The sequence below is a fragment of the Caballeronia calidae genome (assembly GCF_900044055.2).
In the GTDB taxonomy this organism is placed as follows: domain Bacteria; phylum Pseudomonadota; class Gammaproteobacteria; order Burkholderiales; family Burkholderiaceae; genus Caballeronia; species Caballeronia calidae.
In genome coordinates this window covers 1-25,020 of sequence record NZ_FCOX02000065.1, presented here as the reverse complement: position 1 = coordinate 25,020, position 25,020 = coordinate 1, and the positions used below count along the sequence as shown (strand labels likewise).

Annotated in this window: 25 protein-coding genes; 17 read left to right on the top strand and 8 right to left on the bottom strand. The window is 65.4% G+C overall.

The features are described 5' to 3' along the window. Positions 1 to 15: 15 nt before the first annotated feature. Positions 16 to 471, top strand: a complete 456-nt coding sequence (locus AWB78_RS34470; protein ID WP_062611098.1) for a response regulator — start codon at positions 16 to 18, stop codon at positions 469 to 471. On the opposite strand, the gene AWB78_RS34465 is transcribed toward AWB78_RS34470, so the two are convergent. Together AWB78_RS34465 and AWB78_RS34460 are read right to left on the bottom strand one after the other, a co-directional pair. Next, complete coding sequence (locus AWB78_RS34465; RefSeq protein ID WP_062611097.1) at positions 456 to 1,685, bottom strand: cyanate transporter; 1,230 nt, start codon at positions 1,683 to 1,685, stop codon at positions 456 to 458. The genes AWB78_RS34470 and AWB78_RS34465 overlap by 16 nt on opposite strands. Then, positions 1,682 to 2,872: an amidohydrolase family protein gene (locus tag AWB78_RS34460; protein ID WP_074173602.1), complete on the bottom strand. Its 1,191-nt coding sequence runs from the start codon at positions 2,870 to 2,872 to the stop codon at positions 1,682 to 1,684. Before AWB78_RS34460 ends, AWB78_RS34465 begins: the two co-directional genes overlap by 4 nt. Positions 2,873 to 3,023: 151 nt before the next feature. Between AWB78_RS34460 and AWB78_RS34455 the strand changes: the two genes are divergently transcribed. Continuing rightward, the gene (locus AWB78_RS34455) at positions 3,024 to 3,737 is read left to right on the top strand and encodes a GntR family transcriptional regulator (protein WP_062611096.1); all 714 of its coding nucleotides are present in this window, start codon (positions 3,024 to 3,026) and stop codon (positions 3,735 to 3,737) included. A gap of 72 nt (positions 3,738 to 3,809) precedes the next feature. On the opposite strand, the gene AWB78_RS34450 is transcribed toward AWB78_RS34455, so the two are convergent. Next, positions 3,810 to 5,375: an acid phosphatase gene (locus tag AWB78_RS34450; RefSeq protein WP_062611095.1), complete on the bottom strand. Its 1,566-nt coding sequence runs from the start codon at positions 5,373 to 5,375 to the stop codon at positions 3,810 to 3,812. Between the two features lie 247 nt (positions 5,376 to 5,622). Here AWB78_RS34450 and AWB78_RS34445 point away from each other — a divergent pair, with 247 nt between their 5' ends. The 3 genes from AWB78_RS34445 to AWB78_RS34435 all read left to right on the top strand — a co-directional run bounded on the left by AWB78_RS34445 (position 5,623) and on the right by AWB78_RS34435 (position 7,971). Continuing rightward, entirely contained in the window at positions 5,623 to 6,981 is a 1,359-nt protein-coding gene (locus AWB78_RS34445; RefSeq protein WP_062611112.1) for a cytochrome-c peroxidase, read from the top strand. Positions 6,982 to 7,103: 122 nt separating this feature from the next. Continuing rightward, positions 7,104 to 7,502, top strand: a complete 399-nt coding sequence (locus AWB78_RS34440; protein ID WP_062611094.1) for an RT0821/Lpp0805 family surface protein — start codon at positions 7,104 to 7,106, stop codon at positions 7,500 to 7,502. A 19-nt stretch (positions 7,503 to 7,521) separates the two neighbouring features. Beyond that, complete coding sequence (locus AWB78_RS34435; RefSeq protein WP_062611093.1) at positions 7,522 to 7,971, top strand: NUDIX hydrolase; 450 nt, start codon at positions 7,522 to 7,524, stop codon at positions 7,969 to 7,971. Here the strand turns inward: AWB78_RS34435 and AWB78_RS34430 are convergent, their stop codons facing one another. Next, a complete protein-coding gene (locus AWB78_RS34430; protein ID WP_074173603.1) occupies positions 7,972 to 8,961 on the bottom strand; it encodes a transporter substrate-binding domain-containing protein in 990 nt (329 codons plus the stop codon). Between the two features lie 85 nt (positions 8,962 to 9,046). Beyond that, entirely contained in the window at positions 9,047 to 10,756 is a 1,710-nt protein-coding gene (locus AWB78_RS34425) for a glutamine--tRNA ligase/YqeY domain fusion protein (RefSeq protein WP_062611092.1), read from the bottom strand. Positions 10,757 to 11,137: 381 nt separating this feature from the next. On the opposite strand from AWB78_RS34425, the gene AWB78_RS34420 reads away from it, so the two are divergent. Then, complete coding sequence (locus AWB78_RS34420) at positions 11,138 to 11,350, top strand: hypothetical protein (RefSeq protein ID WP_008341996.1); 213 nt, start codon at positions 11,138 to 11,140, stop codon at positions 11,348 to 11,350. A 4-nt stretch (positions 11,351 to 11,354) separates the two neighbouring features. On the opposite strand, the gene AWB78_RS34415 is transcribed toward AWB78_RS34420, so the two are convergent. Beyond that, on the bottom strand, positions 11,355 to 12,575 hold the full coding sequence (locus tag AWB78_RS34415) for a CaiB/BaiF CoA transferase family protein (RefSeq protein WP_062611091.1): 1,221 nt from the start codon (positions 12,573 to 12,575) through the stop codon (positions 11,355 to 11,357). Positions 12,576 to 12,788: 213 nt separating this feature from the next. Here AWB78_RS34415 and alaS point away from each other — a divergent pair, with 213 nt between their 5' ends. The 11 genes from alaS to AWB78_RS34360 all read left to right on the top strand — a co-directional run bounded on the left by alaS (position 12,789) and on the right by AWB78_RS34360 (position 22,797). Continuing rightward, positions 12,789 to 15,413 carry an alanine--tRNA ligase gene (gene alaS, locus AWB78_RS34410; RefSeq protein ID WP_062611090.1) on the top strand — a complete coding sequence of 875 codons (2,625 nt, stop codon included), beginning with the start codon at positions 12,789 to 12,791 and terminating at the stop codon, positions 15,411 to 15,413. A 125-nt stretch (positions 15,414 to 15,538) separates the two neighbouring features. Then, positions 15,539 to 15,784 carry a hypothetical protein gene (locus AWB78_RS34405; RefSeq protein WP_062611089.1) on the top strand — a complete coding sequence of 82 codons (246 nt, stop codon included), beginning with the start codon at positions 15,539 to 15,541 and terminating at the stop codon, positions 15,782 to 15,784. A 96-nt stretch (positions 15,785 to 15,880) separates the two neighbouring features. Then, positions 15,881 to 16,936: a threonine aldolase family protein gene (locus AWB78_RS34400; RefSeq protein WP_062611088.1), complete on the top strand. Its 1,056-nt coding sequence runs from the start codon at positions 15,881 to 15,883 to the stop codon at positions 16,934 to 16,936. A 76-nt stretch (positions 16,937 to 17,012) separates the two neighbouring features. Continuing rightward, positions 17,013 to 18,161, top strand: coding sequence for a 4-hydroxybutyrate dehydrogenase (gene gbd, locus AWB78_RS34395; protein ID WP_062611087.1), 1,149 nt, complete (start codon positions 17,013 to 17,015; stop codon positions 18,159 to 18,161). 3 nt (positions 18,162 to 18,164) lie between these two features. Further along, a complete protein-coding gene (locus AWB78_RS34390; protein WP_062611086.1) occupies positions 18,165 to 18,602 on the top strand; it encodes an acyl-CoA thioesterase in 438 nt (145 codons plus the stop codon). 70 nt (positions 18,603 to 18,672) lie between these two features. Further along, positions 18,673 to 19,554, top strand: a complete 882-nt coding sequence (locus AWB78_RS34385; protein ID WP_062611110.1) for a branched-chain amino acid ABC transporter permease — start codon at positions 18,673 to 18,675, stop codon at positions 19,552 to 19,554. Positions 19,555 to 19,567: 13 nt separating this feature from the next. After that, positions 19,568 to 20,638: a branched-chain amino acid ABC transporter permease gene (locus AWB78_RS34380; RefSeq protein WP_232477995.1), complete on the top strand. Its 1,071-nt coding sequence runs from the start codon at positions 19,568 to 19,570 to the stop codon at positions 20,636 to 20,638. Continuing rightward, positions 20,635 to 21,372: an ABC transporter ATP-binding protein gene (locus tag AWB78_RS34375; RefSeq protein WP_062611084.1), complete on the top strand. Its 738-nt coding sequence runs from the start codon at positions 20,635 to 20,637 to the stop codon at positions 21,370 to 21,372. Before AWB78_RS34380 ends, AWB78_RS34375 begins: the two co-directional genes overlap by 4 nt. Next, positions 21,372 to 22,088 carry an ABC transporter ATP-binding protein gene (locus tag AWB78_RS34370; protein WP_062611109.1) on the top strand — a complete coding sequence of 239 codons (717 nt, stop codon included), beginning with the start codon at positions 21,372 to 21,374 and terminating at the stop codon, positions 22,086 to 22,088. The genes AWB78_RS34375 and AWB78_RS34370 overlap by 1 nt, the downstream gene beginning before the upstream one ends. Before the next feature lie 45 nt (positions 22,089 to 22,133). Next, complete coding sequence (locus tag AWB78_RS34365; RefSeq protein ID WP_074173600.1) at positions 22,134 to 22,382, top strand: FitA-like ribbon-helix-helix domain-containing protein; 249 nt, start codon at positions 22,134 to 22,136, stop codon at positions 22,380 to 22,382. Further along, positions 22,375 to 22,797: a PIN domain-containing protein gene (locus tag AWB78_RS34360; RefSeq protein ID WP_232477994.1), complete on the top strand. Its 423-nt coding sequence runs from the start codon at positions 22,375 to 22,377 to the stop codon at positions 22,795 to 22,797. Before AWB78_RS34365 ends, AWB78_RS34360 begins: the two co-directional genes overlap by 8 nt. 42 nt (positions 22,798 to 22,839) lie before the next feature. Here AWB78_RS34360 and iolB read toward each other — a convergent pair whose 3' ends face one another. Together iolB and iolE are read right to left on the bottom strand one after the other, a co-directional pair. Further along, positions 22,840 to 23,652 (bottom strand): 5-deoxy-glucuronate isomerase, encoded by an 813-nt coding sequence (gene iolB, locus AWB78_RS34355; protein WP_062611082.1) that lies wholly within the window; start codon positions 23,650 to 23,652, stop codon positions 22,840 to 22,842. Further along, positions 23,649 to 24,551, bottom strand: a complete 903-nt coding sequence (gene iolE / locus AWB78_RS34350) for a myo-inosose-2 dehydratase (protein WP_062611081.1) — start codon at positions 24,549 to 24,551, stop codon at positions 23,649 to 23,651. Before iolE ends, iolB begins: the two co-directional genes overlap by 4 nt. Between the last annotated feature and the right edge of the window lie 469 nt (positions 24,552 to 25,020).

Genomic DNA, 25,020 nt, shown 5'->3' with positions numbered 1-25,020 from the left:
CGGAAGAGGAATGACTTGAACAATCGAGCATACGAAACCAGTCCGGCGCAATGCTCGCTATGGAACCGCAAGCAGTCGCGCCTCGCGCCCGAGACGCGGCGCGTGCTGCTCGCGTTGTCCGAACGCGTGCTCGGCGCATCGCTCGCGTCGCTGTTCGAGCTGAAGGGCTTTCCGGCGCAACTCGCCGTCGATGCGTCATCGCTCAGGCGCATCGTCGCGGAGTGGCGTCCGCATGTGATCTTTCTCGATACGCGCATCGGCGGCTGCGGCAATTACGCGCTGGTCCGCGCGTTACGCGAAGCCGATGACGACGCGCGTCGTTCCATCATCGCGATGAGCGGCTTCCTGCCCGAAGAGCCGATCGCGCGCCTCAGGGAAGCGGGCTACGACGGGCATTGCCGCCGCCCGTGTCCCGTGTGGCAGATGACCGATCTGCTCGACGAGTTCTTCGCCTGTCACGCGGTGCGCTGACTGCGCGTCGGTTCGTCGTCGGGCTGACGCATCGCGCGCGCATAGCTGCGCGGGCCGAACACGACATTGAGCGCGATCATCGCGATGAGGCTCACGGCCAGCATCATCCACGACATCGAGAATCCGCCGCTCACATCGCGCACGACGCCCGCGACGACCGGCGCCAGCGCCGCGATCACGAAACCCACGCCCTGCACGAACGCGACGAGGCGCGCGGCGAGTTCGGGATCGTCGGCATGATCGAGCGTCAGCACGAGCGTGAGCGCGAACACGCCGCCCAGTCCGCCGCCGAGCAGCGCCACGACCGCGAGCGGCGCCGAAAGCGGCGCGAAGAGCAGGAGACCGAAGCCCGCCAGTTGCGCGACGAGGCCGAGCGCAAGCCACGGACGCCGGTCCCGCCCGCGTCCGAAGCGCGCGGCGGCCATCGGCAGGAGCAGCGCGGACGACGCCTGAAACACCGTGAGCATCGCGAGCAGCGTGCCGCTTTCGGTCACGCCGCGGCCGAGTTGCTGGTAGTACGCGGGCATCCACGCGACGAGGCTCGTATAGCCGCCGTTGACGAGGCCGAAGAAGATCCCGAGCGTCCATGCGCGCCGGTTGAGAAAGAGCGACGGCGCAGGCTTCGCGCGGCGCGTCGATGAAGTGCGCGGCAACGCATCGGTGCGCATCAGCAGCAGCCACACCGCGAGCGCGAAGAGCGCGGGCAACGCCCAGAACGCGAGCCCCGCCTGCCACGATACGCGCGACGCGACGCCTGGCGTGATGCTCGCGCCGAGCCCGCCGCCCGCCATGATCGACGCGGAATAGAGGCCCATCGCAAAGGGCAGGCGCCCGGCGAAGCGCGTCTTCATCACGCCGGGCAACAGCGCCTGAATGACGGCGACGCCCGTGCCCGCGATCGCCGCGCTGACGATGAGCGCGCCCGCATCGCCGGCGAAGAGTCTGCCCGCGCAAGCCGCGACGATCGCCATCAGTCCGATCGCCACGCCGCGCGCATTGCCGATCGCGCGTGAAAGCGCGCTCGCGCCGAACGCGCACACGCCCATCGCGACGACGGGCAGCCCGGTCAGCATCGACGCGCCACGAAACGACAGTCCCGTCGCGTGCAGGATCACGCTCATCAGCGGACTGACGGACGTGAGCAGCGGCCGCAGGTTCAAGCCGATCGCGACGATCACCGCGAGCCACGCAAGATTCGATGCGCGCGGGTTCATCGCGTGAACTCCGTCGAAACGGGCGTGCCGTTCGCCATCACGAAGCGGCGCGGCGGACGCATCGCGACGGCCTGTGCGACCGTTTCGGCATCGACGAGCACGAGGTCCGCACGCTTGCCCGGCGCGAGGCCGTAGTCCGCGAAGCCGCAGGCGCGCGCCGCCTCGATGGAAACGCAATCGAACGCGGCGGCGAGATCGTCGTCGCGGCGCAGGTCGTAGCGCATCGCGATCAGCATCGCGCGTTCGAGCATGTCGGGCGAGCCGAAGGGCGTCCACGCGTCGCGGATGCCGTCGTTGCCGCCGAAGAGCGTGACGCCCGCCGCGCGTGTCTCGCGAAACGGCGGCACGCTGACCGACGCGGGCGCGGTCGTCAGCAACGCGACGTTCGCGCGCGCGATGCGTTCGAGCAGCGCGCCGCGCCGCGCATCGGGCAGCGCGCCGAGGCAGAACGCATGGCTCACGACGACGCGGCCCTGATAGCCGTGCGCCTCGACGCGATCGAGCAGCAGATCGAACGTGAACGCGCCGAGATCGCCGGGCTCGTGCAGATGCATGTCGATGGGCTTGCCGTGCTTCGTCGCGAGCGCGAACGTGATGTCGAGCGACGCGGCCGGATCGCCGTCGATGGAGGAAGGATCGAGCGCGCCGAGGACATCGGCGCCGTTCGCGAGCGCGGCGTCGAGCAGTTCGCGCGTGCCAGGACGCTTCAGCATGCCGGATTGCGGGAACGCGACGATCTGCATGTCGAGCACATCGGCGAGCGCGGCGCGCGTGTCGCCAACGCCTTCGAGATGACGCAGACCCGCATCGGTATCGATATCGACGTGCGTGCGCAGGCGCGTCGTGCCTTTGCGCAGGAACGCGAGCGCCAGCGCGCGCGACGCCTTCGCGGCATCGTGACCGCTTTCGGCGCGCCAGCGGCGTTCGTTCTCGATCCGGTCGACGAGACGCGGCCCCACGGCATTGCGATACCACGGCATGCCCCACGTGGTCTTGTCGAGATGCGTGTGCCCTTCGACGAAGCCGGGCAGCAGCAGCGCGAGCGCGCCGTCGATGACGGTATCGCCGGGCGCGGGCTTGCGCTCGCCGTGAGGAACGATCGCGCCGATGGTCGTGCCGTCGATGCGCACATCCGCCGGCGCGCCGCCGAACGGCCGTACCCCGACGATCCAGGTCGATGAATTCATACGATCATTTCCTCCCGTGGTCACACAACTTTGGTTGACCATTCTAGCAATGTTTGGTCAACCAAAACCGCCGCGAACGTAATAACCCGGATTCGCGCGCGCAGGGTCGCACTGGCTACAATTGCGGTTCAACGCATGCACGACAGGCATCATGGCATCACGCAAGGACACATCATCCAACGAAGCGGCGAGCGAAACGTCGCCCGACGAGCGCGTCTACGCGGCGATCACGTCCGCGCTGCTGCTCGGCAAGCTCGCACCCGGCGCGCAGCTCGTCGAGCGCGAACTCGCCGCCGCGTTCGACTGCACGCGCGGCACGATCCGCAAGGTGCTGGCGCGTCTCGGCGCCGAAGGGAAGCTCACGCTGGAGGCGAATCGCGGCGCGTTCGTGCCGTCGCCGACGCCCGCCGATATCCGCGAGGTCTATCGCGCGCGGCAGGTGGTCGAGGCGGGCATCGTCGCGGCGCTGTGCGGCACGCTGACGACGCAGGCGAAGCGCGCATTGCGCGCCCACGTCAAGGCCGAGCAGCGCGCGGTGAAGGCGGGCAGCGTGGAGGAATGCGTGCGCCTCGCGGGGCACTTCCATCTGTTGCTCGCGGAACTGGCGGGCGCGCCGGACGTGCAGGCGTTTCTGGCGACGCTCGTCGCGAAGACCGAGCTCTACAAGGCGCTGTTCGATCCGACCAAGCTGTCGAACTGCGCATCGGACGAGCACGGGCGTCTCGTCGATGCCCTGGAGGACGGCGATCTCGCTGTCGCGCTCACCGCGATGCGCACACATATCGACGAACTCGAAGCGCGCGTGCTCGCGCAGGCGAGCGGGGCGCGCACGAACGATCTGGCGACGGTGTTCGCGGGCGCGTGATCGTCGGCGGAAAAGACAACGGGCCGCGGCGTGACAGCCGCGGCCCGTTTCATTGCAACGCGGCGAACGTGCTTACTGCGAGAAGTCGAGCGCGTTGCTCAGATCGCCCATCTTCTGCGCGCCGTTCGACACCAGCGCGGCATCGCGCGCGGCGATGCCCGGCAGCGTCGGCAGGTTGAAGCGCTTCGTGATGAAGCGCAGGATCGACGTCGTGTCGTACTGCGTGTGATCGACGAAGCCCTTCTTCGCATACGGCGAGACGATGAGCGCCGGAATGCGCGTGCCCGGACCCCAGCGGTCGCCCTTCGGCGGCGCGACGTGATCCCAGAAGCCGCCGTTTTCGTCGTACGTCACGACGACGACCATGTTCTTCCACTGCGGGCTCTTCTGCAGATGGGAGATCAGATCGGCGATGTGCTGGTCGCCCGAAGCGACGTCCGTGTAGCCGGCGTGTTCGTTCAGGTTGCCCTGCGGCTTGTAGAACGCGACTTGCGGCAGCGTGCCCGCGTCGATCGCCTTGATGAACTCCGAGCCGTTCGTGCCGCCGTCGAGCAGGTGCTGCGCGCGATTGGCCGTGCCCGGCGCGAGATCGGCGAAGTAGTTGAACGGCTGATGGTGCGTCTGGAAGTCCGGCACCACGTTGACCGCGCCGTTGATGACCGAACGGTCCGCGAGCGCCGCGCCCCACGAGCCGCCGTACCATGCCCAGCTCACGCCCGCATTGTTCAGCAGGTCGCCGATATGCTGCTGCGTCTGCGGCGGCAGCGTCGTGGCCTGGCTCGGGTCCGCGAGATTCGGATCGCCGCCCGTGGCCGGCTTGTTGCCGCTCGGCTGATACGGCGGCTGCATCGTGTTGACCGCGTAGAAGTCGGGCGTCAGATTGCCCGAGTTCACGAAGAGACCCTGCGTGTTGCCGGTGAGCGCCGATCCCGCGGCCTTCGCGAGCTTGAGCGAGACGCCGTCCGGATTCACCGCCGAGATCGAGCCGGCTGCCACGCTCTTGTCCGCGTTCGGATAGACCGGCGTGCAGGCGCAGACGAGCCACTGGTGGTTCAGGAACGAGCCGCCGAACGCGCCCATGAAGAAGTTGTCCGCGAGCGTGTACTGCTGCGCGATCTTGTAGAGCGGCAGCTTGTCCGGCGGCGTGTCGTAGTGGCCCATGACGAGACCGCCCGAGTCGGCCCATGCGGCGAACTTGTCGTTCTTGCCGCCGTCGATCTGCATCTGGTTCTCGTAGAAGCGGTGATACAGGTCGCGCGTCGTGACGTTCAACTGCGTGTTGAAGCCCTTGGGATCGTCGATCGCGAAGGGCGTGTTCGGCAGGTTCGCGGTCATCGCCTCGGAGATCGCGGGCGTCACGCCCGTCGCCGTCAGGCCGCCCCAGATCTTCGGCAGCGTCGGCAGCACGCTGCCATCGCGGTCGAGCTGCTGCGCGCTCGCCGCCGTCACGTTCTGCAGGCCGTTCGCGCCGGGGAAGTGCCCGTACAGGTTATCGAAGCTGCGGTTCTCCGCGTAGATCACGACGACGTTCTTCACCGAGGAAATGTCGTTGTCGGTGTGGTCGTTGCCGCCGCATGCATAGAGGCCGAATGCGGCAGTGGCCGCGAGCGGCACCGCGCAAACGAGTTTCTTGTTCATTGAGGATTCTCTCTTGTGTTGGGGACCGGCGCATGACGGGGCTTCGTCGTCGAAAAGCCTTTGCCCGCCGGCGTGCGCAGTGTCGCAACGCAAATTGACGCAGCCGTGTAATAAGGCTTTCGGTTACGTAATGTTCGCTTAATAATTTTCGTGCAGGGCCCGCGTCGCGAGCGGCTCGACGCTTGTCATATGAAAGACATACGCACGACATACGCTTCGGCATCTTTTATTCCGATGCCCCATGTCCATGTCTTCGATGCGTCTGCCGTTCGTTCTCTGCACTCTCGCGCTCACCGCGTTATCCGCCGCGATGAGCGGCTGCGATTCCCATGCGGCGAGCACCAGCACGAGCACGAGCGGGCAGACGCAGACGCCAGCCAGCGTTGCAGCGAACGCGGCGCCTCAGGCGCAATCGCGCGCCGAAGTCTTCGCGCATGTGAAGCAGATGACGTCGCTCGGCGAGAAGCTCTTCTTCGATCCGTCGCTGTCCGGCTCGGGCAAGCTCGCCTGCGCGTCGTGTCATAGCCCGAGCCATGCGTTCGGGCCGCCCAATGCGCTGTCGGTGCAATTCGGCGGTAACGACATGCATCGGCCGGGCTTCCGGGCGGTGCCATCGCTGAAGTATCTGCAATCGGTGCCCGCGTTCACGCGCCACTTCCACGATTCCGACGACGAGGGCGACGAAAGCGTCGATGCCGGCCCGACCGGCGGCCTCACATGGGACGGCCGCGTCGATCACGGCTCGGACCAGGCGCGCATTCCGCTGTTGTCGTCGTTTGAGATGGGCAGCACGCCCGCGAAGGTCGCGGCCGCCGTGAAGGCATCGCCGTACGCGGACGATTTCCGCAAGGCGTTCGGCGCCGATGTCTTCGATAGCGACGACAAGGCGTTCGCCTCCGTGCTGGCATCGCTCGAAGCCTTCGAGCAGACACCCGCGAAGTTCTACCCGTACACGAGCAAGTTCGATGCGTTCCTCGCCGGCCGCGCGAAGCTCAACGACGCCGAGATGCACGGTCTGCGTCTCTTCAACGACGAGAACAAGGGCAACTGCGCGTCGTGCCATATCAGCCAGCGCGCGAAGGACGGCTCGCCGCCGCAGTTCAGCGACTTCGGCCTGATCGCGCTCGGCGTGCCGCGCAACCGCGCGCTGCCGATCAACAAGAACCCGCGCTTCCACGATCTGGGCGCGTGCGGTCCGGAGCGCACCGATCTGAAGGGCCAGGACGAGTATTGCGGCATCTTCCGCACGCCGTCGCTGCGCAATGTCGCGACGCGCAAGACCTTCTTCCACAACGGCATCTATCACAACCTGGAAGACGTGGTGCGCTTCTATGTCGAGCGCGATACGAACCCTGAGAAGTTCTATCCGGTGTCGAAGAAAGGCGTCGTCGACAAGTTCGACGATCTGCCGAAGCGCTACTGGTCGAACCTCAACACGGAACCGCCGTTCGATCGCAAGAAGGGCGACAAGCCCGCGCTCGACGAGGCCGAGATCAAGGATGTCGTCGCGTTTCTCGGCACGCTCACGGACGGCTACGATCCCGCGAAGGACAAGGACGCGCAAAAAGGCACGGGCATCGACGATATGAAGTCCGCCGCAAACTGAGCCGGCGCGGGCGGCGAGGCCCGCGCATCATGCTATTCTCGTTGCACCTGAAACGCCGGGCGGCGGCGCGCGCAAGCCGCGACGCTGCCGGATGCCGCAACAACGCAACGAGGAGAATCTTCATGCCGATTCGAGATCGAGCGCTCGCTCACGCCTCTGTCCGGACGATCGCGGCTGCTGCGCTCGTCACCGTGAGCGGGGCTGCATCCGCCGCCAATCTCGGCTTTCTGAACAACACGCCGATCACCTACATGAAGCAGCGCGACCTGCAGGCGCTCAACGACGCCGCGCAAATAGCGCTCAATACGAAGCAGGACGGCGAATCGCTCGACTGGGACAACAAGGGCGCGGGCAACACGGTGCCGATCAACGGCACGGTGACGCCGGAGAACAGCTTCGAAGAGAACGGAGTGAAGTGCCGCAAGATCACGCTCGTCGCGAATGCGAAAGGGCAGACGCAGACCTGGACGCCGGTCGCGTGCAAGGCGGGCGACGGCAAGTGGAAGCTCAAGAAGCAGTGATGAACGGGGAACGCACTCGATGACCGGCCGCACCGTATCGTGCGGCGTGGTCATCCTGAACGCACGAGGCGACGTGCTGCTCTGCCACGCGACCGAAACCACGCACTGGGACGTGCCCAAGGGCGCCGCCGATCCCGGCGAGAGCCCGCGCGAGGCGGCCTTGCGCGAGCTCGTCGAGGAGACGGGCATCGTGTTGCCCGCCGCGCGACTGAAGGATCTCGGGCGCTTCGTCTATCGCCGCGACAAGGATCTGCATCTCTTCGCGGTGCGCGTGAGCGAGGCGGAAGTGCAGCTCGAAAACTGCGTGTGCGAATCGTATTTCCCGCGCTACAGCGACGGCACGATGATCCCCGAGATGGATGCCTATCGCTGGGTCAGCCCGGCGGAAGTCGATCAATTCGCGAGCCGCAGCCTCGCGCGGCTCTTTCAGACGACGCTGTCGCTCGCCGATCTGCACGACACGCTTTGACTACTCGGCCGTGCGGTCGTTGGGATTGGCGAAGAGCGCCTTCATTTCCGGCGACATCGGGAACTGCAGGTTGATGCCGTCCGGCGGAATGGGCCGCATGAACCAGGTGTCGTAGAGCTTCGTCGCTTCGCCCGAGCGCTGCATGTTCGCGATCACATCGTCGACGATGCGCTTGAATACCGGGTCGCCCTTTCTCATCATGCAGCCGTAGGTCTCGTTCGCAAGCGATGCGCCCGTCACCATGTACTCGTTGCGCGCCGCGCCTTCCTGCGCGATCTTGCCGTAGAGCAGCGGGTCGTCCATCACGAACGCGACCGCGCGATCCGACCTGAGCGCCGCGAACCCTTCGGCGTGATCGCGCGCGCTGATGATGCGCAGATTCAGCTTCCTGTCGATGCTCATCTGCCTCAGCATCCGCTCGTCCGACGTGCCCGCCGTGGTCGCGACGGTCTTGTTCGCGAGGTCGTTGTAATCGCGAATGCCCGACTTCTTCTTCACGGCCATGCGAATGCCGTACTGAAAGAAGCTGTTCGAGAATGCGACGAGCGGATCGCGCTCGGCCACGTGCGCGGTCGAGCCGCATTCGAGATCGACCTGATTGTTCACGACATACGAGATGCGGTTCGCCGACGTGACCTGCACGTTTTTCACCGCGAGATTCGGCATCTTGAGGCGCTTCTTGATCTCGTCGACGACTTTCAGCGCGATGTCGTAGGAATAGCCGACCGGCTGCTGCTTCACCGTGTACGAGAACGGCACCGACGATTCGCGCGTGCCGAGCACGATCGCGCCGTTCTCGGCGATCTTGCGCAACGTCGCGGAGGGCGGCATCTGATCGACGGCGGCCTGCGCCGCGGCGATTTCGGAGGCAGTGGCGGTGGCGGCGTGCGCGCCGGCGGATGGGAATGCGAGCGCAAGCGTGAGCGAAGCGGCGAGGGCGGCATTTCGTTGCGCCCGTGATCGGTGCGCGAAGGACTGCGGCGGCTTCATGATGTCCTCGTTAGAAGCGGCGTGCGACTTGATGCCGATGCAGCGAAGCGCCGCGTGGCCGCGCGGCGCTTTCGTCACGTTGCTGTCAGGCGGGCTTGCCCCAGCTGTCGCGCAGGCTGACGATGCGGTTGAACACGGGCTTGCCCGGCTGCGAATCGACGCGGTCCGCGACGAAATAGCCGTGGCGCTCGAACTGGAAGCGGTCTTCAGCGTTCGCCTCGCGCGCGCTCGGCTCGAGATATGCGTTCACGACGCGCTTCGAATCCGGATTCAGCGCATCCAGAAACTCCGCGCCGCCCGCGCCCGGTTGCGGCTCCTTGAAGAGACGGTCGTAGATGCGCACTTCGGCAGCGTAGGCGGTCGCCGCGCTGACCCAGTGAATCGTGCCCTTCACCTTGTAGTTGTTCGCGCCTTCGGTGCCCGACTTGCTGTCCGGGAAGTAGTTGCAGCGGACGGCGATCACGTTGCCGTTCTCGTCCTTGTCCGCGCCCGTGCATTCCACGACGAAGCCGTACTTGAGGCGCACCTTGTTGCCCGGGAAGAGCCGGAAATAGCCCTTCGGCGGCGTTTCCTGGAAGTCCTCGCGCTCGATCCACAACTCACGCGAGAACGGGAACGTGCGCACGCCGCGATCCGCGTGATGCGGATGCACCGGCGCGCTGCATTCCTCGCTCTGTCCTTCCGGATAGTTGTCGATGATGAGCTTCAGCGGATCGAGCACTGCGATTGCGCGCGGCGCTTTCTCGTCGAGATCGTCGCGCAATGCGCCTTCGAGGATGCTCATGTCGATCCACGAATCGACCTTCGTCACGCCGACGCGCTCGACCATCAAACGAATGCTTTCCGGCGTGAAGCCGCGCCGGCGCACGCCGACGATGGTCGGCATGCGCGGATCGTCCCAGCCCTCGACGTGCGCGTCCTGCACGAGCTGCAGCAGCTTGCGCTTGCTCGTGATCGCATACGTGAGATTCAGGCGCGAAAACTCGATTTGCTGCGGCAGCGGACGTTGAAACACGCCGTCGTTCGCGAGCTGCGCGAGGAACCAGTCGTAGAGCGGCCGGTGATCCTCGAACTCCAGCGTGCAGAGCGAATGCGTGATGTTTTCGATCGCGTCCGACACGCAGTGCGCGTAGTCGTACATCGGGTAGATGCACCACTTGTCGCCGGTGCGGTAGTGATGCGCGAAGCGGATGCGGTAGATCACCGGATCGCGCATGTTGAAGTTCGGCGACGCCATGTCGATCTTCGCGCGCAGCACGTGCTCGCCTTCCTTGAACTCGCCCGCCTTCATGCGGCGGAAGAGGTCGAGGTTCTCTTCGGGCGAGCGGTCGCGATACGGCGAGTTGATGCCGGCTTCGATGGCCGAGCCGCGCGTCGCGCGCATCTCTTCGGCGGTCTGGCTGTCGACATACGCCTGGCCCTTCTGGATGAGCATCTCGGCGAACTCGTACAGCTTGTCGTAGTAGTCGCTCGCGAAATACTTGTGCTCGGCGCCGTCCTTGTTCCAGTCGAAGCCGAGCCATTTCACGGCGTCGATGATCGAATCGACGTACTCGACGCTTTCCTTCTCGGGATTCGTATCGTCGAAGCGCAGATGGCACACGCCGCCGTAAGCCTCGGCGAGGCCGAAGTTCACGCAGATGCTCTTCGCATGGCCGATGTGCAGATAGCCGTTCGGCTCGGGCGGGAAGCGCGTCTCGACCCGCTGCGACCATTTGCCGGAGCGGTTGTCGTCTTCGATGATGTTGCGAATGAAATTGGATGGCGCCGGAGCGTCGTTGCGATCGGTGTTCATGCGGAAAAGGTGCCAGCGGATGCGCTCGCGCGCGTGATCGGTTCGGGAAGCGTTCCTTGGGACAGGCAACGCGTACGAATGCCTTGAATATTGGGTCGATTCTACCTTACGCAACTGTCCGGAGCAGGCTGCGAGGGCTTTCGAAAGCGCGTGACGGCCGTTTCGTCGCGCGACGCACACAGACGTGCCGTTCGCGGTTCCGTTACATGGTTTACGGGTCGCGATGCGCTTCGTAACCGCCGTAACGGGACGTAAATCGCGTTGAAAGGGCTGTGCGCGGGCTCTTAAGATCGGCTCGCCTGCATCGATCGCGCCTGTTCCAAGGTGCGGAGATGCGCAAAAAGCACGACACATCACAACGAAAAAACAAGGAAGCCCATCATGAAGAAGATCGCTCTCACGACGCTCAAGTTCGCCGCCGCAGCCGCGCTCGTCTCCAGCCTCGCGGCCTGCGCGAACGTATCGCGCCAGCAGGCGCACGCCGGAGTCGGCGCGGCCGCGGGCGGCGCGCTCGGCTATCTGGTCACGGGCGGGCCCATCGGCACCGTCGCGGGCGCGGCGGCGGGCGGGCTGATCGGCGCGGGCGTCCGATAACGCTTCAGATCGCCTTCGCTTCCCGCAGCCGCGCGATCTTCGCCTCGTCGTAGCCGAGCACATCGGCGAGCACGCTCGACGTGTGCTCGCCCAGGAGCGGCGGATGCGTGCGCGCCTCGGGCGGCGTCGCGCTCATCTTGATCGGGCTCGCGACGAGCTTCACGCTGCCCGCCGTCGGATGCGGCAGTTCGATCTGCATCCTGCGCGCGAGCACCTGCGGGTCCTCGAACACTTCGCCGAGATCGTTGATCGGCCCGCACGGCACGCCCGCGGCCTCGAGCTCCGCGATCCACGCGTGCTTGCCCTTCAGACGCACCATGTCCGCGAGAATCGGCACGAGCACATCGCGATTGCGCACGCGCGAGGGATTGGCCGCGAAACGCGCATCGTCCGCCAGTTCCGCCCGCCCGCCGACTTCGACGAACTTGCGGAACTGCCCGTCGTTGCCCACCGCGACGATGATCCAGCCATCGCTCGTCTGGAAGGTCTGATACGGCACGATGTTCGGATGCGCGTTGCCCCAGCGCACCGGCGGCTTGCCGCTCGCGAGAAAGTTGGTGTTCATGTTGGCGAGCATCGCGACCTGCACGTCGAGCAGCGCCATGTCGATGTATTGCCCTTCGCCCGTGCGGTCGCGATGCGCGAGCGCGGTGAGCACGCCGATGGTCGCGTACATGCCGGTCATCAGGTCGGCGATCGCCACGCCCGCCTTTTGCGGGCCGCCGCCCGGCTGGCCGTCGCGCTCGCCGGTGATGCTCATGAACCCGCCGATACCCTGCACGATGAAGTCGTAGCCCGCGCGCGACGCATACGGCCCTGTCTGCCCGAATCCGGTGACCGAGCAATAGACGATGTCCGGCTTCACCGCCTTCAGCGACTCATAGTCGAGCCCGTACTTCTTGAGTTGTCCGGCCTTGTAATTCTCCAGGACGACGTCGCTTTGCGCGGCCAGCTCGCGCACGATCTGCTGGCCTTCCGGCGTGGCGATATCCACCGTCACCGAACGTTTGTTGCGGTTCGCCGCGAGATAGTACGCGGCTTCGTGCGTGTCCTCGCCGGCGGGCGTTTTGAGGTAGGGCGGGCCCCAGTGGCGCGTGTCGTCGCCGGTTTCGGGCCGCTCGATCTTGATGACGTCCGCGCCGAAATCGGCGAGCGTCTGCGCGCACCACGGTCCCGCCAGCACGCGGGTCAGGTCCAGCACGCGGATATGGCTCAAGGCTCCCATTCGATCTGTCGCTCGCTCAGGTTGTGTCTCCGGATTGCGACTGTCGCACAGAACCGCTGTGCGCGCGATACCGGACGGCCCGACCGACACGCCGCGCGCCCGGCCAGGCGCGGCGAATCCCGTATAATCGACAATCACCCTTGTTCCGCCGGCAGCGCTCGCCAAAAGCCGCCCGCGGGCACCTCAAAGAACCGAAGACACGCCCCGTACGCTATGAAAGCCGCCGAAATACGCGAGAAATTCCTGAAGTTTTTCGAATCGAAGGGCCACACGATCGTGCGTTCGTCGAGCCTCGTGCCCGGCAACGACCCGACGCTGCTCTTCACCAACTCGGGCATGGTCCAGTTCAAGGACGTGTTCCTGGGCAGCGAATCGCGACCGTACTCGCGCGCGACCACCGCGCAGCGCAGCGTGCGCGCGGGCGGCAAGCACAACGACCTCGAGAACGTCGGTTACACGGCGCGGCATCACACGTTCTTCGAGATGCTCGGCAACTTCTCGTTCGGCGATTACTTCAAGCGCGACGCGATCCATTACTGCTGGGAACTGCTGACGAAGGTCTATAGCCTGCCGGCGGAAAAGCTCACGGTCACGGTCTACAAGGAAGACGACGAAGCCTTCGATATCTGGGCGAAGGAAATCGGCGTGCCGGTCGAGCGCATCATCCGCATCGGCGACAACAAGGGCGCGCGCTACGCATCGGACAACTTCTGGCAGATGGCCGACACCGGCCCCTGCGGCCCGTGCTCGGAAGTGTTCTACGACCACGGCCCGGAAATCTGGGGCGGCCCGCCGGGATCGCCTGAAGAAGACGGCGACCGCTTCATCGAGATCTGGAATCTCGTGTTCATGCAGTTCAACCGCGACGCGCAGGGCAACATGACGCCGCTGCCCAAGCAGTGCGTCGACACGGGCATGGGCCTCGAGCGTCTCGCCGCCGTGCTGCAGCACGTGCACAGCAACTACGAAATCGATCTGTTCCAGAACCTCATCAAGGCCGCGGCGCGTGAAACGAACACGCCGGATCTGGAAAACAACTCGCTGAAGGTCATCGCGGACCATATCCGCGCATGCTCGTTCCTGATCGTCGACGGCGTGATTCCCGGCAACGAAGGCCGCGGCTACGTGCTGCGCCGTATCGTGCGCCGCGCGATCCGTCACGGCTACAAGCTCGGCAAGAAGGGCGCGTTCTTCCACAAGCTGGTGGCGGATCTCGTCGCGGAAATGGGCGCGGCCTATCCGGAACTCGCGGATGCGCAACAGCGCGTCACCGATGTTCTCCGTCAGGAAGAAGAGCGCTTCTTCGAGACCATCGAACACGGCATGTCCATTCTGGAAGGCGAACTGGCCGATCTGGAAAAGAAGGGCGTGAAGCAACTGGACGGCGAACTCGCGTTCAAGTTGCACGATACCTACGGCTTCCCGCTCGACCTCACGGCGGACGTGTGCCGCGAGCGCGGCGTGACCGTCGACGAACCCGCGTTCGACGATGCCATGGCGCGTCAGCGCGATCAGGCGCGCGCGGCGGGCAAGTTCAAGATTGCGGCGGGCCTCGACTATTCGGGCGCGAAGTCCACGTTCCACGGCTACGAGAAGGAAATCTTCGACGACGCGAAGATTCTCGCGTTGTATGTCGAAGGCGCATCGGTGAACGAAGCGAAGAGCGGCCAGCAGGCGGTCGTCGTGCTCGATCACACGCCGTTCTACGCGGAAAGCGGCGGCCAGGTCGGCGATCAGGGCGTGCTCGCGAACGCGAACGTGCGCTTCGCCGTCGCGGATACGCTGAAGGTGCAGGCCGATGTCGTCGGTCATCACGGCACGGTCGAGCAGGGCACGCTCAAGGTCGGCGACGTCGTGAAGGCGGAAATCGACGGCGTGCGCCGCGGCCGCACCGCGCGCAATCACTCGGCCACGCACCTGATGCACAAGGCGCTGCGCGAAGTGCTCGGCGGCCACGTGCAGCAGAAGGGCTCGCTCGTCGATGCCGATAAAACCCGCTTCGACTTCGCGCACAACGCGCCGATGACGGACGACGAAATCCGCCGCGTCGAGCAGATCGTGAACAACGAGATCATCGCGAACGCGCCGGGCGTCGTGCGCGTGATGCCTTACGACGAAGCCGTGAAGGGCGGCGCAATGGCGCTCTTCGGCGAGAAGTACGGCGACACCGTGCGCGTGCTCGATCTCGGCTTCTCGCGCGAGCTCTGTGGCGGCACGCACGTGCAGCGCACGGGCGACATCGGCTTCTTCAAGATCGTGATGGAAGGCGGCGTCGCGGCGGGCATTCGCCGCGTCGAGGCGATCACCGGCGACAACGCCGTGCGCTACGTGCAGGAGCTCGACGAGCGCATCAACGCGGCGGCGGGCGTGCTGAAGGCGCAGCCTGCGGAACTCACGCAGCGTATCGCACAGGTCCAGGAGCACGTGAAGTCGCTGGAGAAGGAACTCGGCGCGTTGAAGTCGAAGCTTGCTGCGAGCCAGGGCGATGAACTCGTGTCGCAGGCCGTCGATGTATCGGGCGTGCAGGTGCTCGCCGCGCAGCTCGAAGGTGCGGACGTGAAGACGCTGCGCGAAACCGTCGACAAGCTGAAGGACAAGCTGAAGAGCGCGGCCATCGTGCTGGCATCGGTCGATGGCGGCAAGGTCAGCCTGATCGCGGGCGTGACGCCGGATGCGTCGAAGAAGGTGAAGGCGGGCGAGCTCGTCAACTTCGTCGCGCAGCAGGTCGGCGGCAAGGGCGGCGGCCGTCCGGACATGGCGCAGGCGGGCGGCACGGAACCGGCGAATCTGCCGGCCGCGCTCGCGGGTGTCACGAACTGGGTGCAGCAGCAGCTTTAAGCGCTTCTCGCGTTCCCGTATCAACGGCTCGGTCTGACGAAGATCGGGCCGTTTTTCTTTACACGCTGTCAGGCATGGCGCGTGCGTCTTCCCGTGAGGTTCAATCGACACAAGGGAGACGACATATGAATCGCACACTCGCATCGGTCATTCTGGCTTCGGCGATGCTCGTCGCAACGGGCGCAGCGCAGGCGGAAGGCTGTCTGAAGGGCGCGGCCGTCGGCGGCGTGGCGGGGCACGTCGCGGGCGGACACGGCACGGCGGGCGCGGTCGGTGGCTGCGCGATCGGGCATCACGAGGCCAGCAAGAAAGAGAAGAAGGCGCAGGAGGCGCAGCAGGCCAACGCCGCGAGCGCGCCGAACACCAAGTAGCGACTTTCGACGAACCGCTAGAATGGCCGGATTGCCGGCGCGCGCGTGCTATCCGCACGCGCGCGCTGCGTTCCAACTGGCCATCACAGCGACCCCATGACAGCGCCCACGGACCCGACCCAGCATTTCGCCTCCGACAACTACGCGGGCATCTGCCCCGAAGCGCTGCAAGCGCTGATTCAGGCCAACACGAGCGGCCACGAGCCCGCCTACGGCGACGATTCGTGGACCGCCCAGGTCTGCGACCGCATCCGCGATCTCTTCCAGACCGACTGCGAAGTCTTCTTCGTGTTCAACGGCACGGCGGCGAATTCGCTCGCGCTCGCGTCGCTGTGTCAGTCGTATCACTCGGTGATCTGCCACGAGCTCGCGCATATCGAAACCGACGAATGCGGCGGCCCCGAGTTCTTCTCCGGCGGCTCGAAGCTCCTCACCGCGAAGGGCGAGAACGGCAAGCTCACGCCCGATGCGATCGAGGAGCTCGTCACGAAGCGCGCGGACATCCACTATCCGAAGCCGAAGGTCGTCGCGCTCACGCAGGCGACGGAAGTCGGCACCGTGTACACCGTCGAGGAGATCCGCGCGATCGCGGCCATCGCGAAGCGCCGGCATCTGAAGGTGCATATGGACGGCGCGCGTTTCGCGAATGCGGTCGCGACGCTGAACGTGCATCCTTCGGAAATCACGTGGCGCGCGGGCGTCGACGTGCTGTGCTTCGGCGGCACGAAAAACGGCTTGCCGGTGGGCGAGGCGGTCGTGTTCTTCGACAAGGCGCTCGCCGCCGATTTCGCGTATCGCCTGAAGCAGGCGGGACAGCTCGCGTCGAAGATGCGCTTCATCTCCGCGCCGTGGCTCGGCCTGCTCGACAACGATGTGTGGCTGCGCAACGCGCGCCACGCGAACGCGATGGCGCAACTGATGGCCGAGCGCCTCGTCGATATCCCCGGCGTGAGCATGCTTTTCAAGCCCGAATCGAACGCGGTGTTCGCCGAGCTGCCGGCGCAGGTCGCTTCGGCGCTGCGCGCGAAGGGCTGGCGCTTCTATCAGTTCATCGGCTCGGGCGGCTGCCGTCTGATGTGCGCGTGGGACACGCAGCGGGAGACCGTCGAGCGCTTCGTCGATGACGTGCGCGCGCTGGCCGCGTCGCGCTGAGTCGATCCAAGCCCCGATTGACACGCGCGTCACGCCGCTCCAACATGCCCGCACATCCTCCACCGGTTCCCGAGCCATGGCCTTCATCTTCTATCTGACCCACATCCATCTCGGCTACGATGCGCTCGCGATGCTGCAAGGCGAATGCGCGCGCATCGGGATGAAGCGTCCGCTCGTCATCACCGATAAAGGCGTCGCTGCGGCGGGCCTCGCCGATCGCGTGATCGAGAGCGCGAAGCTCGGCGCGCTGCCGGTGTTCGACGACACGCCATCCAATCCGACCGAAGCGATGGTCATGCAAGCCGCCGCGCAGTACAAGCGCGAAGGCTGCGATGGATTGATCGCGGTGGGCGGCGGCTCGTCGATCGATCTGGCGAAGGGCGTCGCGATCGCCGCGACGCACGACGAACCCTTGACGTCCTTCGCCACGATCGAAGGCGGCAGCAACAGAATCACCGATCGTTCAGCGCCGCTGATCGCCGTGCCGACCACGTCGGGTACGGGCAGCGAGGTTGCACGCGGCGCGATCATCATCCTGAACGACGGGCGCAAGCTCGGCTTTCATTCGTGGCATCTGCTGCCGAAATCGGCGGTCTGCGATCCGTCGCTGACGGTCGGACTGCCTCCGGTGCTCACCGCCGCGACCGGCATGGACGCGATCGCGCACTGCATCGAAACGTTTCTCGCGCCGGCGTTCAACCCGCCCGCCGACGGCATCGCGCTCGACGGACTCGAACGCGCGTGGGCCAATATCGAGCGCGCGACGCACGACGGCCAGGACCGCGACGCGCGTCTCAACATGATGTCGGCATCGATGCAGGGCGCGATGGCGTTCCAGAAAGGGCTCGGCTGCGTGCATTCGCTGTCGCATCCGTTGGGCGGACTCGCGGTGAACGGGCGCACGTCGCTGCATCACGGCACGCTCAACGCGGTCGTATTGCCCGCCGTGCTGCGCTTCAACGAAAGCGCGCCGACGGTCGTCGCGGAACGGCGTTTCGCGCGCATGCGCCGCGTGATGAATCTCGCGGAGAACGCCGACCTCGCGCAGGCCGTGCACGACATGACCGCGCGCCTCGGCCTGCCGACGCGTCTGTCGCAGATGGGCGTCGACGAAAGCATGTTCGACAAGGTCGTTGCGGGCGCGCTCGCGGATCACTGCCACAAGACGAATCCGCGCGAGGCGAGCGCTGACGATTATCGGCGCATGCTGACGGAGTCACTTTGAGCGATGAGCAAGCCGGTTCCGACCACGCGCGCGGACTATCCGCACTTTCTCGCGATCAGCACGCGCTGGTCCGATAACGACGTCTACGGGCATATCAACAACGTCGTCTATTACAGCTACTTCGACACCGTCGTGAACGAGTACCTGCTGCGCGCGGGCGTGCTCGATTTCAGCGAGGGCGAGACCATCGGCCTCGTCGTCGAGACGCGCTGCAATTTCTTCGCGTCCATCGTGTTTCCCGAGCCGATCGAAGCGGGCTTGCGCGTCGAGAAGCTCGGCAACACGAGCGTGCGCTACGAAGTGGCGATCTTCACGCAAGGCGCCGATGTCGCCGCTGCGCAAGGCCATTTCGTGCATGTGTACGTGGATCGCGTGACGCGCAGACCGGTGCCGCTTCCCGCGCCGCTCGTCGATGCGCTGAAGCCGCTCATCACCGGCTGAGGGCGGCGTCTTGCTTCAGTGGTTCAGCGTGAGTCTGCTCAACGGCGTGAGCGTGGGCTTGCTGCTCTTCATGCTGTCGGCGGGCCTGACGCTGATTTTCTCGATGCTCGGCGTGCTCAACTTCGCGCACGCGAGTTTCTACATGCTCGGCGCGTATGTCGGCCACGCGCTCGCCGCTTACGGCGGATTCTGGTTTGCGCTGATCGTCGCGCCGGTGGTCGTCGGCATGGCGGGCGCGTTGTTCGAACGATGCCTGTTGAGACGCGTGCATGCGCGCGGCGCGCTCGCGGAAATGCTGCTCACCTTCGGCGCGGCCATCCTCATAGGCGAGGGCGTGAAGCTCGTCTGGGGCCTGGGGCCGTTGCCCGCCGCGATTCCTGCCACGCTCGACGGGCCGCTCTTCATGCTGTACGGCGCCGCGTTCGCGCGCTATCGCGTGTTCATGATGACCGTTTCCGTCGTCATGCTCGGCGTGCTCTGGCTCGTCTTGCGCACATCGAAGACGGGCCTCGTCGTGCGCGCGGCCCTCACGCATCCCGATACCGTCGAAACGCTCGGCCATGACGTGCCGCGCGTGTTCACGATGGTCTTCGCCGTGGGCACCGCGCTCGCCGCGCTCGGCGGCGTGATCGGCGCGCCGCTCGCCGTCATCGAACCCGCGATGGCCGATGCCATGGGGCCGATCGTGTTCGTCGTCGTCGTGATCGGCGGGCTCGGATCGCTGTCCGGCGCGCTCGTCGCGTCGCTTTTGATCGGCTGCGTGCAGACCTTCGCGGTGGGCGCGAGCGCGTCGGCGGGAAGCATCGCCGCATGGCTCGGCGTGACGCTGCCGCCCGCGTGGGGCGCGCTCACCGTCGCGCAGCTCGCGCCCGTGCTGCCGTATCTGCTGCTCGTCGCAATGCTGGCCGCACGCCCGCGCGGACTCTTCGGCGAGCGCACGCGCGATGCTTAAATTCGGCGCGCGCATGGTTGCGCTCATCGTTGCGCTGGCTTTGCCGCCGCTCGTCTTCGATCAATCCTGGCTGCTCGCCTATCTCGCGCAGACCGCGACGCTCATCGTTTTCGCGCTCTCGTACAACCTGCTGCTCGGCGAGACGGGGCTGCTTTCGTTCGGGCATGCCGTGTATTCGGGACTCGGCGCATTTGCCGCCGCGCACATGTTCAATCGCTTCGGCATACCGTTGCCGCTCCTGCCGGTGATCGGCGGATTCGCGGCGATGATCGTCGCGGTCGTCTTCGGCGCAATCTCGACGCAGCGTGCGAGCACGTCGTTCGCGATGATCACGCTCGGCATCGGCGAGCTCGTCGCCGCGTGCGTGTGGCTCGTGCCGGGCTGGTTCGGCGGCGAGGGCGGCGTGACGATCGATCGCGCGGGCGGGCCATCGCTCTTCGGGTGGAGCTTCGGTCCGTTGCGCGAGGCGTATGCGTTGATCGCGTGCTGGTGCGTCGTATCGGCTGCTTCGATGTTCGCGTTCTCGCGCACGCCGATGTGCCGTCTCGCCAACGCCGTGCGCGACAACCCCGCGCGTGCCGCCGCGATCGGCTTCGCGCCCGCGCGCGTGCGCTTCACGATGCTCGTCGTGTCGGCGTTCTTCGCGGGCATCGCGGGCGTGCTGGCCTTGCTCAACGTCGAGCTGGTGTCGGCGGAAAGCGTCGGCCTCGCGCGCTCGACGGGTGTGCTCGTCGTGACGGTCATCGGCGGCGCGGGCACGTTCTTCGGGCCGGTCATCGGTGCGGTGCTGCTCACGTTCTTCAGCGTCGCGGTGGCGAGCGTGAGCGCCGCATGGCCGATGTATCTCGGGCTCTTCTTCGTGTGGGTCGTGGTCGCCGCGCCTCTGGGCATCGCTGGCCTGTTCAGGCGCGACTTGCGGTTCCTGTGTCTCGGCATGCTGAGCGCGATCGCATGGGGCATTGCGGTCGTCCTGATCGTGGAGACGCTCTACGCGCGCACGATGCACGGCGGCGCGTGGCTCGTCGCGTTGCCATGCGCGGCGCTCGGTCTGTGGCTCGCACGCCGCACGAGGTCTGCGCGATGAACGCGGCGCTCGAACTGCACCGCATCGCCAAAGGCTTCGGCGCGACGCGCGTGTTGCAAGGCGTCGATTTGCATGTCGCGAGGGGCGAACGGCACGCGCTCATCGGACCGAACGGCGCGGGCAAGTCCACGCTCTTCGATCTGATCTCGGGACGCGCGCGGCCGGACGAGGGGCGCATCGTCGCGAACGGAACCGACATCACGGGCAAGCCGCCGCCGCGCGTCGCCCGCACGCTTGCGCGCAGCTTCCAGACGACGAGCGTGTTCGGCGGATTGTCCGTGCTCGACAACATGCGTTGCGCGGCGCTCGCCGCGGCGTCGTCGCGCTTCATCGATCGATGGCTGCCTTCGCGTAGCGTCGATGCCCGCGCCCACGCGATGCTCGATGCCATCGGCCTCGCCGCACGCGCCGGCGAACTCGCCGCGCGGCTCACGTACGCGGAGCAACGCGCGCTCGATCTCGGCATCGCGCTCGCGACCGATGCGCCGCTCATCCTGCTCGACGAGCCCACCGCCGGCATGAATCGCGCGGAGGCGACGCGCGCGCTCGCCCTGATTCGCGCGACGACAGAAGGGCGCACGCTGCTCGTGATCGAGCACGACATGGATGCGGTGTTCGGTCTCGCGGATCGCATTTCGGTGCTCGTGCAGGGGCGCGTGATCGCCACCGGCACGCCGGACGAGATACGCGCGAATCGCGACGTGCGGGAAGCTTATCTCGGCGGAGTCGCATGATGAGCGCGCAATTGCGTATCGAGGATTTACGCGCGTGGTACGGCGCGGCGCAGGTGCTGCACGGCGTGAATCTGTGCATCGACGAAGGCGAGGCGGTCGCGCTCGCCGGACGCAACGGCTCGGGGCGCTCGACCCTCGCGAAGGCCATCATGGGGCTCGTGCGATGCGCGGGCGACATGCGTTATCGCGATGTTCGGATCGTCGGCTTGCGGCCGCATCGCATCGCGCGGCTCGGCATCGGCTATGTGCCCGAAACGCGCGACGTGTTTCCCGCGCTGACGGTGCGGGAAAATCTCGTGCTCGGCGAAAGGAAGGGCACGCGTTTCACGCTCGACGATGCGTATCGATTGTTTCCGGTGCTCGAAGAACGCGCGTCGGTGAAGGCGGGGGCGCTATCGGGCGGCGAACAGCAGATGCTCGCGCTCGCGCGCACGCTGGCGGGTGATCCTTCGCTCGTCGTCATCGACGAACCCGGCGAAGGGCTCGCGCCGCAAGTGCTCACGCAAGTGGCCGCGTGTCTCGCGACGCTGCGCGAACGCGGCGTCGCGATGCTGCTGATCGAAGAGCGCCTGACGATCGCGCGCATGCTCGATGCGCGCGTCGCGGTGATGGGGCATGGCGCGATTCAGTTCGATGGACCATTCGCGTCGGTTGCGGAGCATGGGCACGTCATGCGGGAATGGCTTGCCGTCGGTGACTCGGGCGTTTCGAGTTAATATGTTTGAAGTGAAATCTGATTCATCGCGTCAACGGAGGTCAACGTGGTAGCCATGACAATTCAGGATATCGACGAGCAACTCGAGACGCGTCTGCGCATTCAGGCGGCCAGACATGGCCGCTCGATGGAGGAAGAGGCGCGCGACATTCTGCGCACCGCACTATCCACGGAACCCGTGCAGGGCAAGAGTCTGGTCGACTCGATCCGTGGCCGCATCGAGCCGCTGGGAGGCGTTGAACTGGAACTGCCGAAGCGTGAAACCATTCGCGAGCCGTCGAGGTTCAGTGAATGATCGTTCTCGATACCAACGTTCTATCGGAACTGCTGCGTCCGGCGCCGGAGCAACGCGTCTTGATGTGGCTCGCGAATCAGGCAAGTTCGGCGTTGTTCACCACAACGGTCACGCGCGGGAGATTTTTTACGGAATTCGGCTATTGCCGATTGGTTCCCGCCGTCAGGGTCTCTGGGATGCGACCCGGATCATCTTCAGTGAGGACTTTTCCGGTTGGGTACTGAGCTTCGACAATGATGCCGCTGATGCCTATGCCGAAGTCGCTACATCGAGAAGAAGCGCTGGCAAACCCATCAGCCAATTCGATGCGATGATCGCCGCAGTCGTGCGTTCCCGCGGCGCAATGCTCGCGACGCGCAACGTCAAGGACTTCGTCGACTGCGGGATACACATCGTCGATCCCTGGAACGAATGAGCGACGTATGCCGCATCATGCGGCATACGGGTTCCGCTACGCTCATCCCTGCGTCTTGCTGTCCCGCTCCACGATCCATTCATGCTTCGGATCGTTCTTGAAGTGCCACGTGCGCTTGTCGCCCGCCATCACGTTCAGATAGTAGTTGTCGTAGCCATAAGGCACGACGACCGGATGATACCCACGCGGCACCATCACGACATCGTGATCTTCGACGGCCATCGTTTCGTCGAGATCACGCTCATCGGTATAGACGCGCTGAAACGCAAAGCCTTGCGGCGGATTCAGCCGATGGTAGTACGTCTCTTCCAGCGAACTCTCGATAGGCACGTTGTCCTGATCGTGCTTGTGCGGCGGATAGCTCGACGCATGGCCGCCCGGCGTGCGCACTTCGACGACGAGCAGCGACTCCGCCGCTTCCGTTTGCGGAAGAATGTCGCATACGTAGCGCGTATTCGCGTTTTTGCCGCGCGTCGAGCGCTTCATCTGCGAAGGCTCGATGAGACGCGGCGGGAACTCGCCTTTCGCGGGCGCGCTCGCGACGCCGATTTCCGCATCGCGTTCTGCACGCACGATCGCGGCGAGCTTCGGCGGCACATAGACTGCGTACGGCGCGGCGTCCTCGAACACGCTGTCGCGCGTGCCGATGGATTGCCAGTGCTCGTCGCCTGCTTCGATGCTGACCGTGCCCGTCAACACGACGATGCAGCTTTCGCGATCGGCGTCGTACACATGCACGACATCGCCGGCATCCAGACGATACGCCGCGAAGCCCACATGCTTCCAGCCCGCGGAATCGGGTGTCACGCGCGCGATGGTTTGTCCTTCGCGCGATGCTTTCACTAGCAGGCTCATGCCGCCTCCTTGAATGTTGCGTCGACGAGCGCGCGCAGCGTGCGATAGCCCTTGTCGGCATAGGCGTAGCTCGGCGCGATCACCGGATCCTGTTCCGCTTCCACGACGAGCCAGCCATCGTAATCATGCTTCGCCAGACACGCGATGATGCCTGGATAATCGACGGCGCCGTCGCCCGGCACGGTGAACGCGCCGTTGATGACCGCATCGAGAAAGCTCCAGTTGCGATTGCGCGCGAGCTCCACGATCTCCGGGCGCACGTCCTTGCAATGCACGTGGCAGACGCGCGCGATGTGCTTCTGCAGCACGGTCAGGGCATCGCCGCCTGCGAACGTGATGTGGCCCGCATCGAAGAGCAGGCCGACTGCATCGTTGGTGAGCGCCATCAGCCGGTCGACATCGGCGGGCGTTTCGACATACGCGCCCATGTGATGATGATAGGCCACGCGCACGCCGCGTGAGAGTGTGAATTCTGCGAAGCGGTTCAGGCGGTTGGCGTATTCGTTCCACTGGGCTTCGGAGAAGAAGCGCGGACGTTGGTAGAGCGGGCGCGGCGCGCCCTGGATCGAGTTGGCCACTTCGCCGTAGACCATTACTGTGGCGCCGTTCTTTGCCAGCAGGTCGAGGTGGGGGGAGGCGGCTTCGATCTCCTCTTCTACGCTGCGTTCTGCGAGCCGGCCTGAATACCAGCCGGAGACTAGCGCCAGATCGTATTGCGCGAGGAGCGTCTTCAGCGCTTGCGGTTCGCGCGGGAACTTGTTGCCTAGTTCGAAGCCTTCGTAGCCGATTTGTTTGCCTTCGGTTAGGGCGGTGGATAGCGGCGTTTCCCCGCCGAGGGAAGGGAGATCGTCGTTCATCCACGATAACGGGTTGATTCCTATGCGGACGGGTTTTGGCATGGCGTGGGTCCTGTTTGGTGGTTCGGTCGTTCTCGTTTTCGTGAAATCCTGAATTCGTGTCGGTCTATTGGCGTTGCCCCTATGCGGGGCGGCAGTCACTTTCTTTGCTGCTGCAAAGAAAGTAACCAAAGAAAGCAGCTATCCCCAGCCTAAGCACTTCATGCCGGCCGCGGCACAGAAGCAATCTCGTGGTCCGGCAGTAGCGAGTGCCCTCATAGGCCTTTCCGGGCTTGGATCGCGCACGGTCTGTCACATCGCACCACTTCACTCGCTGGTTCAGCACCAAATAGCTCCAGCCCGCTGCGCGGCCGACCGGTCCATCGGGTCTGCTTGTGCTTCCTTGCTTTACGCTGTCATCTAACTGCATCGGGCCATGCACTCACGAAACCTATTTTCGCGTCGGTCTATTAGCACTGCCCCTGTGCGGGGCGGCAGTCACTTTCTTTGCTGCTGCAAAGAAAGTAACCAA

Excerpts from the sequence above, each read along its gene's own strand:
- AWB78_RS34465 (WP_062611097.1), bottom strand. The coding sequence starts at position 1,685 with ATGAACCCGCGCGCATCGAATCTTGCGTGGCTCGCGGTGATCGTCGCG.
- AWB78_RS34460 (WP_074173602.1), bottom strand. The coding sequence starts at position 2,872 with ATGAATTCATCGACCTGGATCGTCGGGGTACGGCCGTTCGGCGGCGCG.
- AWB78_RS34455 (WP_062611096.1), top strand. The coding sequence starts at position 3,024 with ATGGCATCACGCAAGGACACATCATCCAACGAAGCGGCGAGCGAAACG.
- AWB78_RS34450 (WP_062611095.1), bottom strand. The coding sequence starts at position 5,375 with ATGAACAAGAAACTCGTTTGCGCGGTGCCGCTCGCGGCCACTGCCGCA.
- AWB78_RS34445 (WP_062611112.1), top strand. The coding sequence starts at position 5,623 with ATGTCTTCGATGCGTCTGCCGTTCGTTCTCTGCACTCTCGCGCTCACC.
- AWB78_RS34440 (WP_062611094.1), top strand. The coding sequence starts at position 7,104 with ATGCCGATTCGAGATCGAGCGCTCGCTCACGCCTCTGTCCGGACGATC.
- AWB78_RS34435 (WP_062611093.1), top strand. The coding sequence starts at position 7,522 with ATGACCGGCCGCACCGTATCGTGCGGCGTGGTCATCCTGAACGCACGA.
- AWB78_RS34430 (WP_074173603.1), bottom strand. The coding sequence starts at position 8,961 with ATGAAGCCGCCGCAGTCCTTCGCGCACCGATCACGGGCGCAACGAAAT.
- AWB78_RS34425 (WP_062611092.1), bottom strand. The coding sequence starts at position 10,756 with ATGAACACCGATCGCAACGACGCTCCGGCGCCATCCAATTTCATTCGC.
- AWB78_RS34420 (WP_008341996.1), top strand. The coding sequence starts at position 11,138 with ATGAAGAAGATCGCTCTCACGACGCTCAAGTTCGCCGCCGCAGCCGCG.
- AWB78_RS34415 (WP_062611091.1), bottom strand. The coding sequence starts at position 12,575 with ATGGGAGCCTTGAGCCATATCCGCGTGCTGGACCTGACCCGCGTGCTG.
- alaS (WP_062611090.1), top strand. The coding sequence starts at position 12,789 with ATGAAAGCCGCCGAAATACGCGAGAAATTCCTGAAGTTTTTCGAATCG.
- AWB78_RS34405 (WP_062611089.1), top strand. The coding sequence starts at position 15,539 with ATGAATCGCACACTCGCATCGGTCATTCTGGCTTCGGCGATGCTCGTC.
- AWB78_RS34400 (WP_062611088.1), top strand. The coding sequence starts at position 15,881 with ATGACAGCGCCCACGGACCCGACCCAGCATTTCGCCTCCGACAACTAC.
- gbd (WP_062611087.1), top strand. The coding sequence starts at position 17,013 with ATGGCCTTCATCTTCTATCTGACCCACATCCATCTCGGCTACGATGCG.
- AWB78_RS34390 (WP_062611086.1), top strand. The coding sequence starts at position 18,165 with ATGAGCAAGCCGGTTCCGACCACGCGCGCGGACTATCCGCACTTTCTC.
- AWB78_RS34385 (WP_062611110.1), top strand. The coding sequence starts at position 18,673 with ATGCTGTCGGCGGGCCTGACGCTGATTTTCTCGATGCTCGGCGTGCTC.
- AWB78_RS34380 (WP_232477995.1), top strand. The coding sequence starts at position 19,568 with ATGGTTGCGCTCATCGTTGCGCTGGCTTTGCCGCCGCTCGTCTTCGAT.
- AWB78_RS34375 (WP_062611084.1), top strand. The coding sequence starts at position 20,635 with ATGAACGCGGCGCTCGAACTGCACCGCATCGCCAAAGGCTTCGGCGCG.
- AWB78_RS34370 (WP_062611109.1), top strand. The coding sequence starts at position 21,372 with ATGAGCGCGCAATTGCGTATCGAGGATTTACGCGCGTGGTACGGCGCG.
- iolB (WP_062611082.1), bottom strand. The coding sequence starts at position 23,652 with ATGAGCCTGCTAGTGAAAGCATCGCGCGAAGGACAAACCATCGCGCGC.
- iolE (WP_062611081.1), bottom strand. The coding sequence starts at position 24,551 with ATGCCAAAACCCGTCCGCATAGGAATCAACCCGTTATCGTGGATGAAC.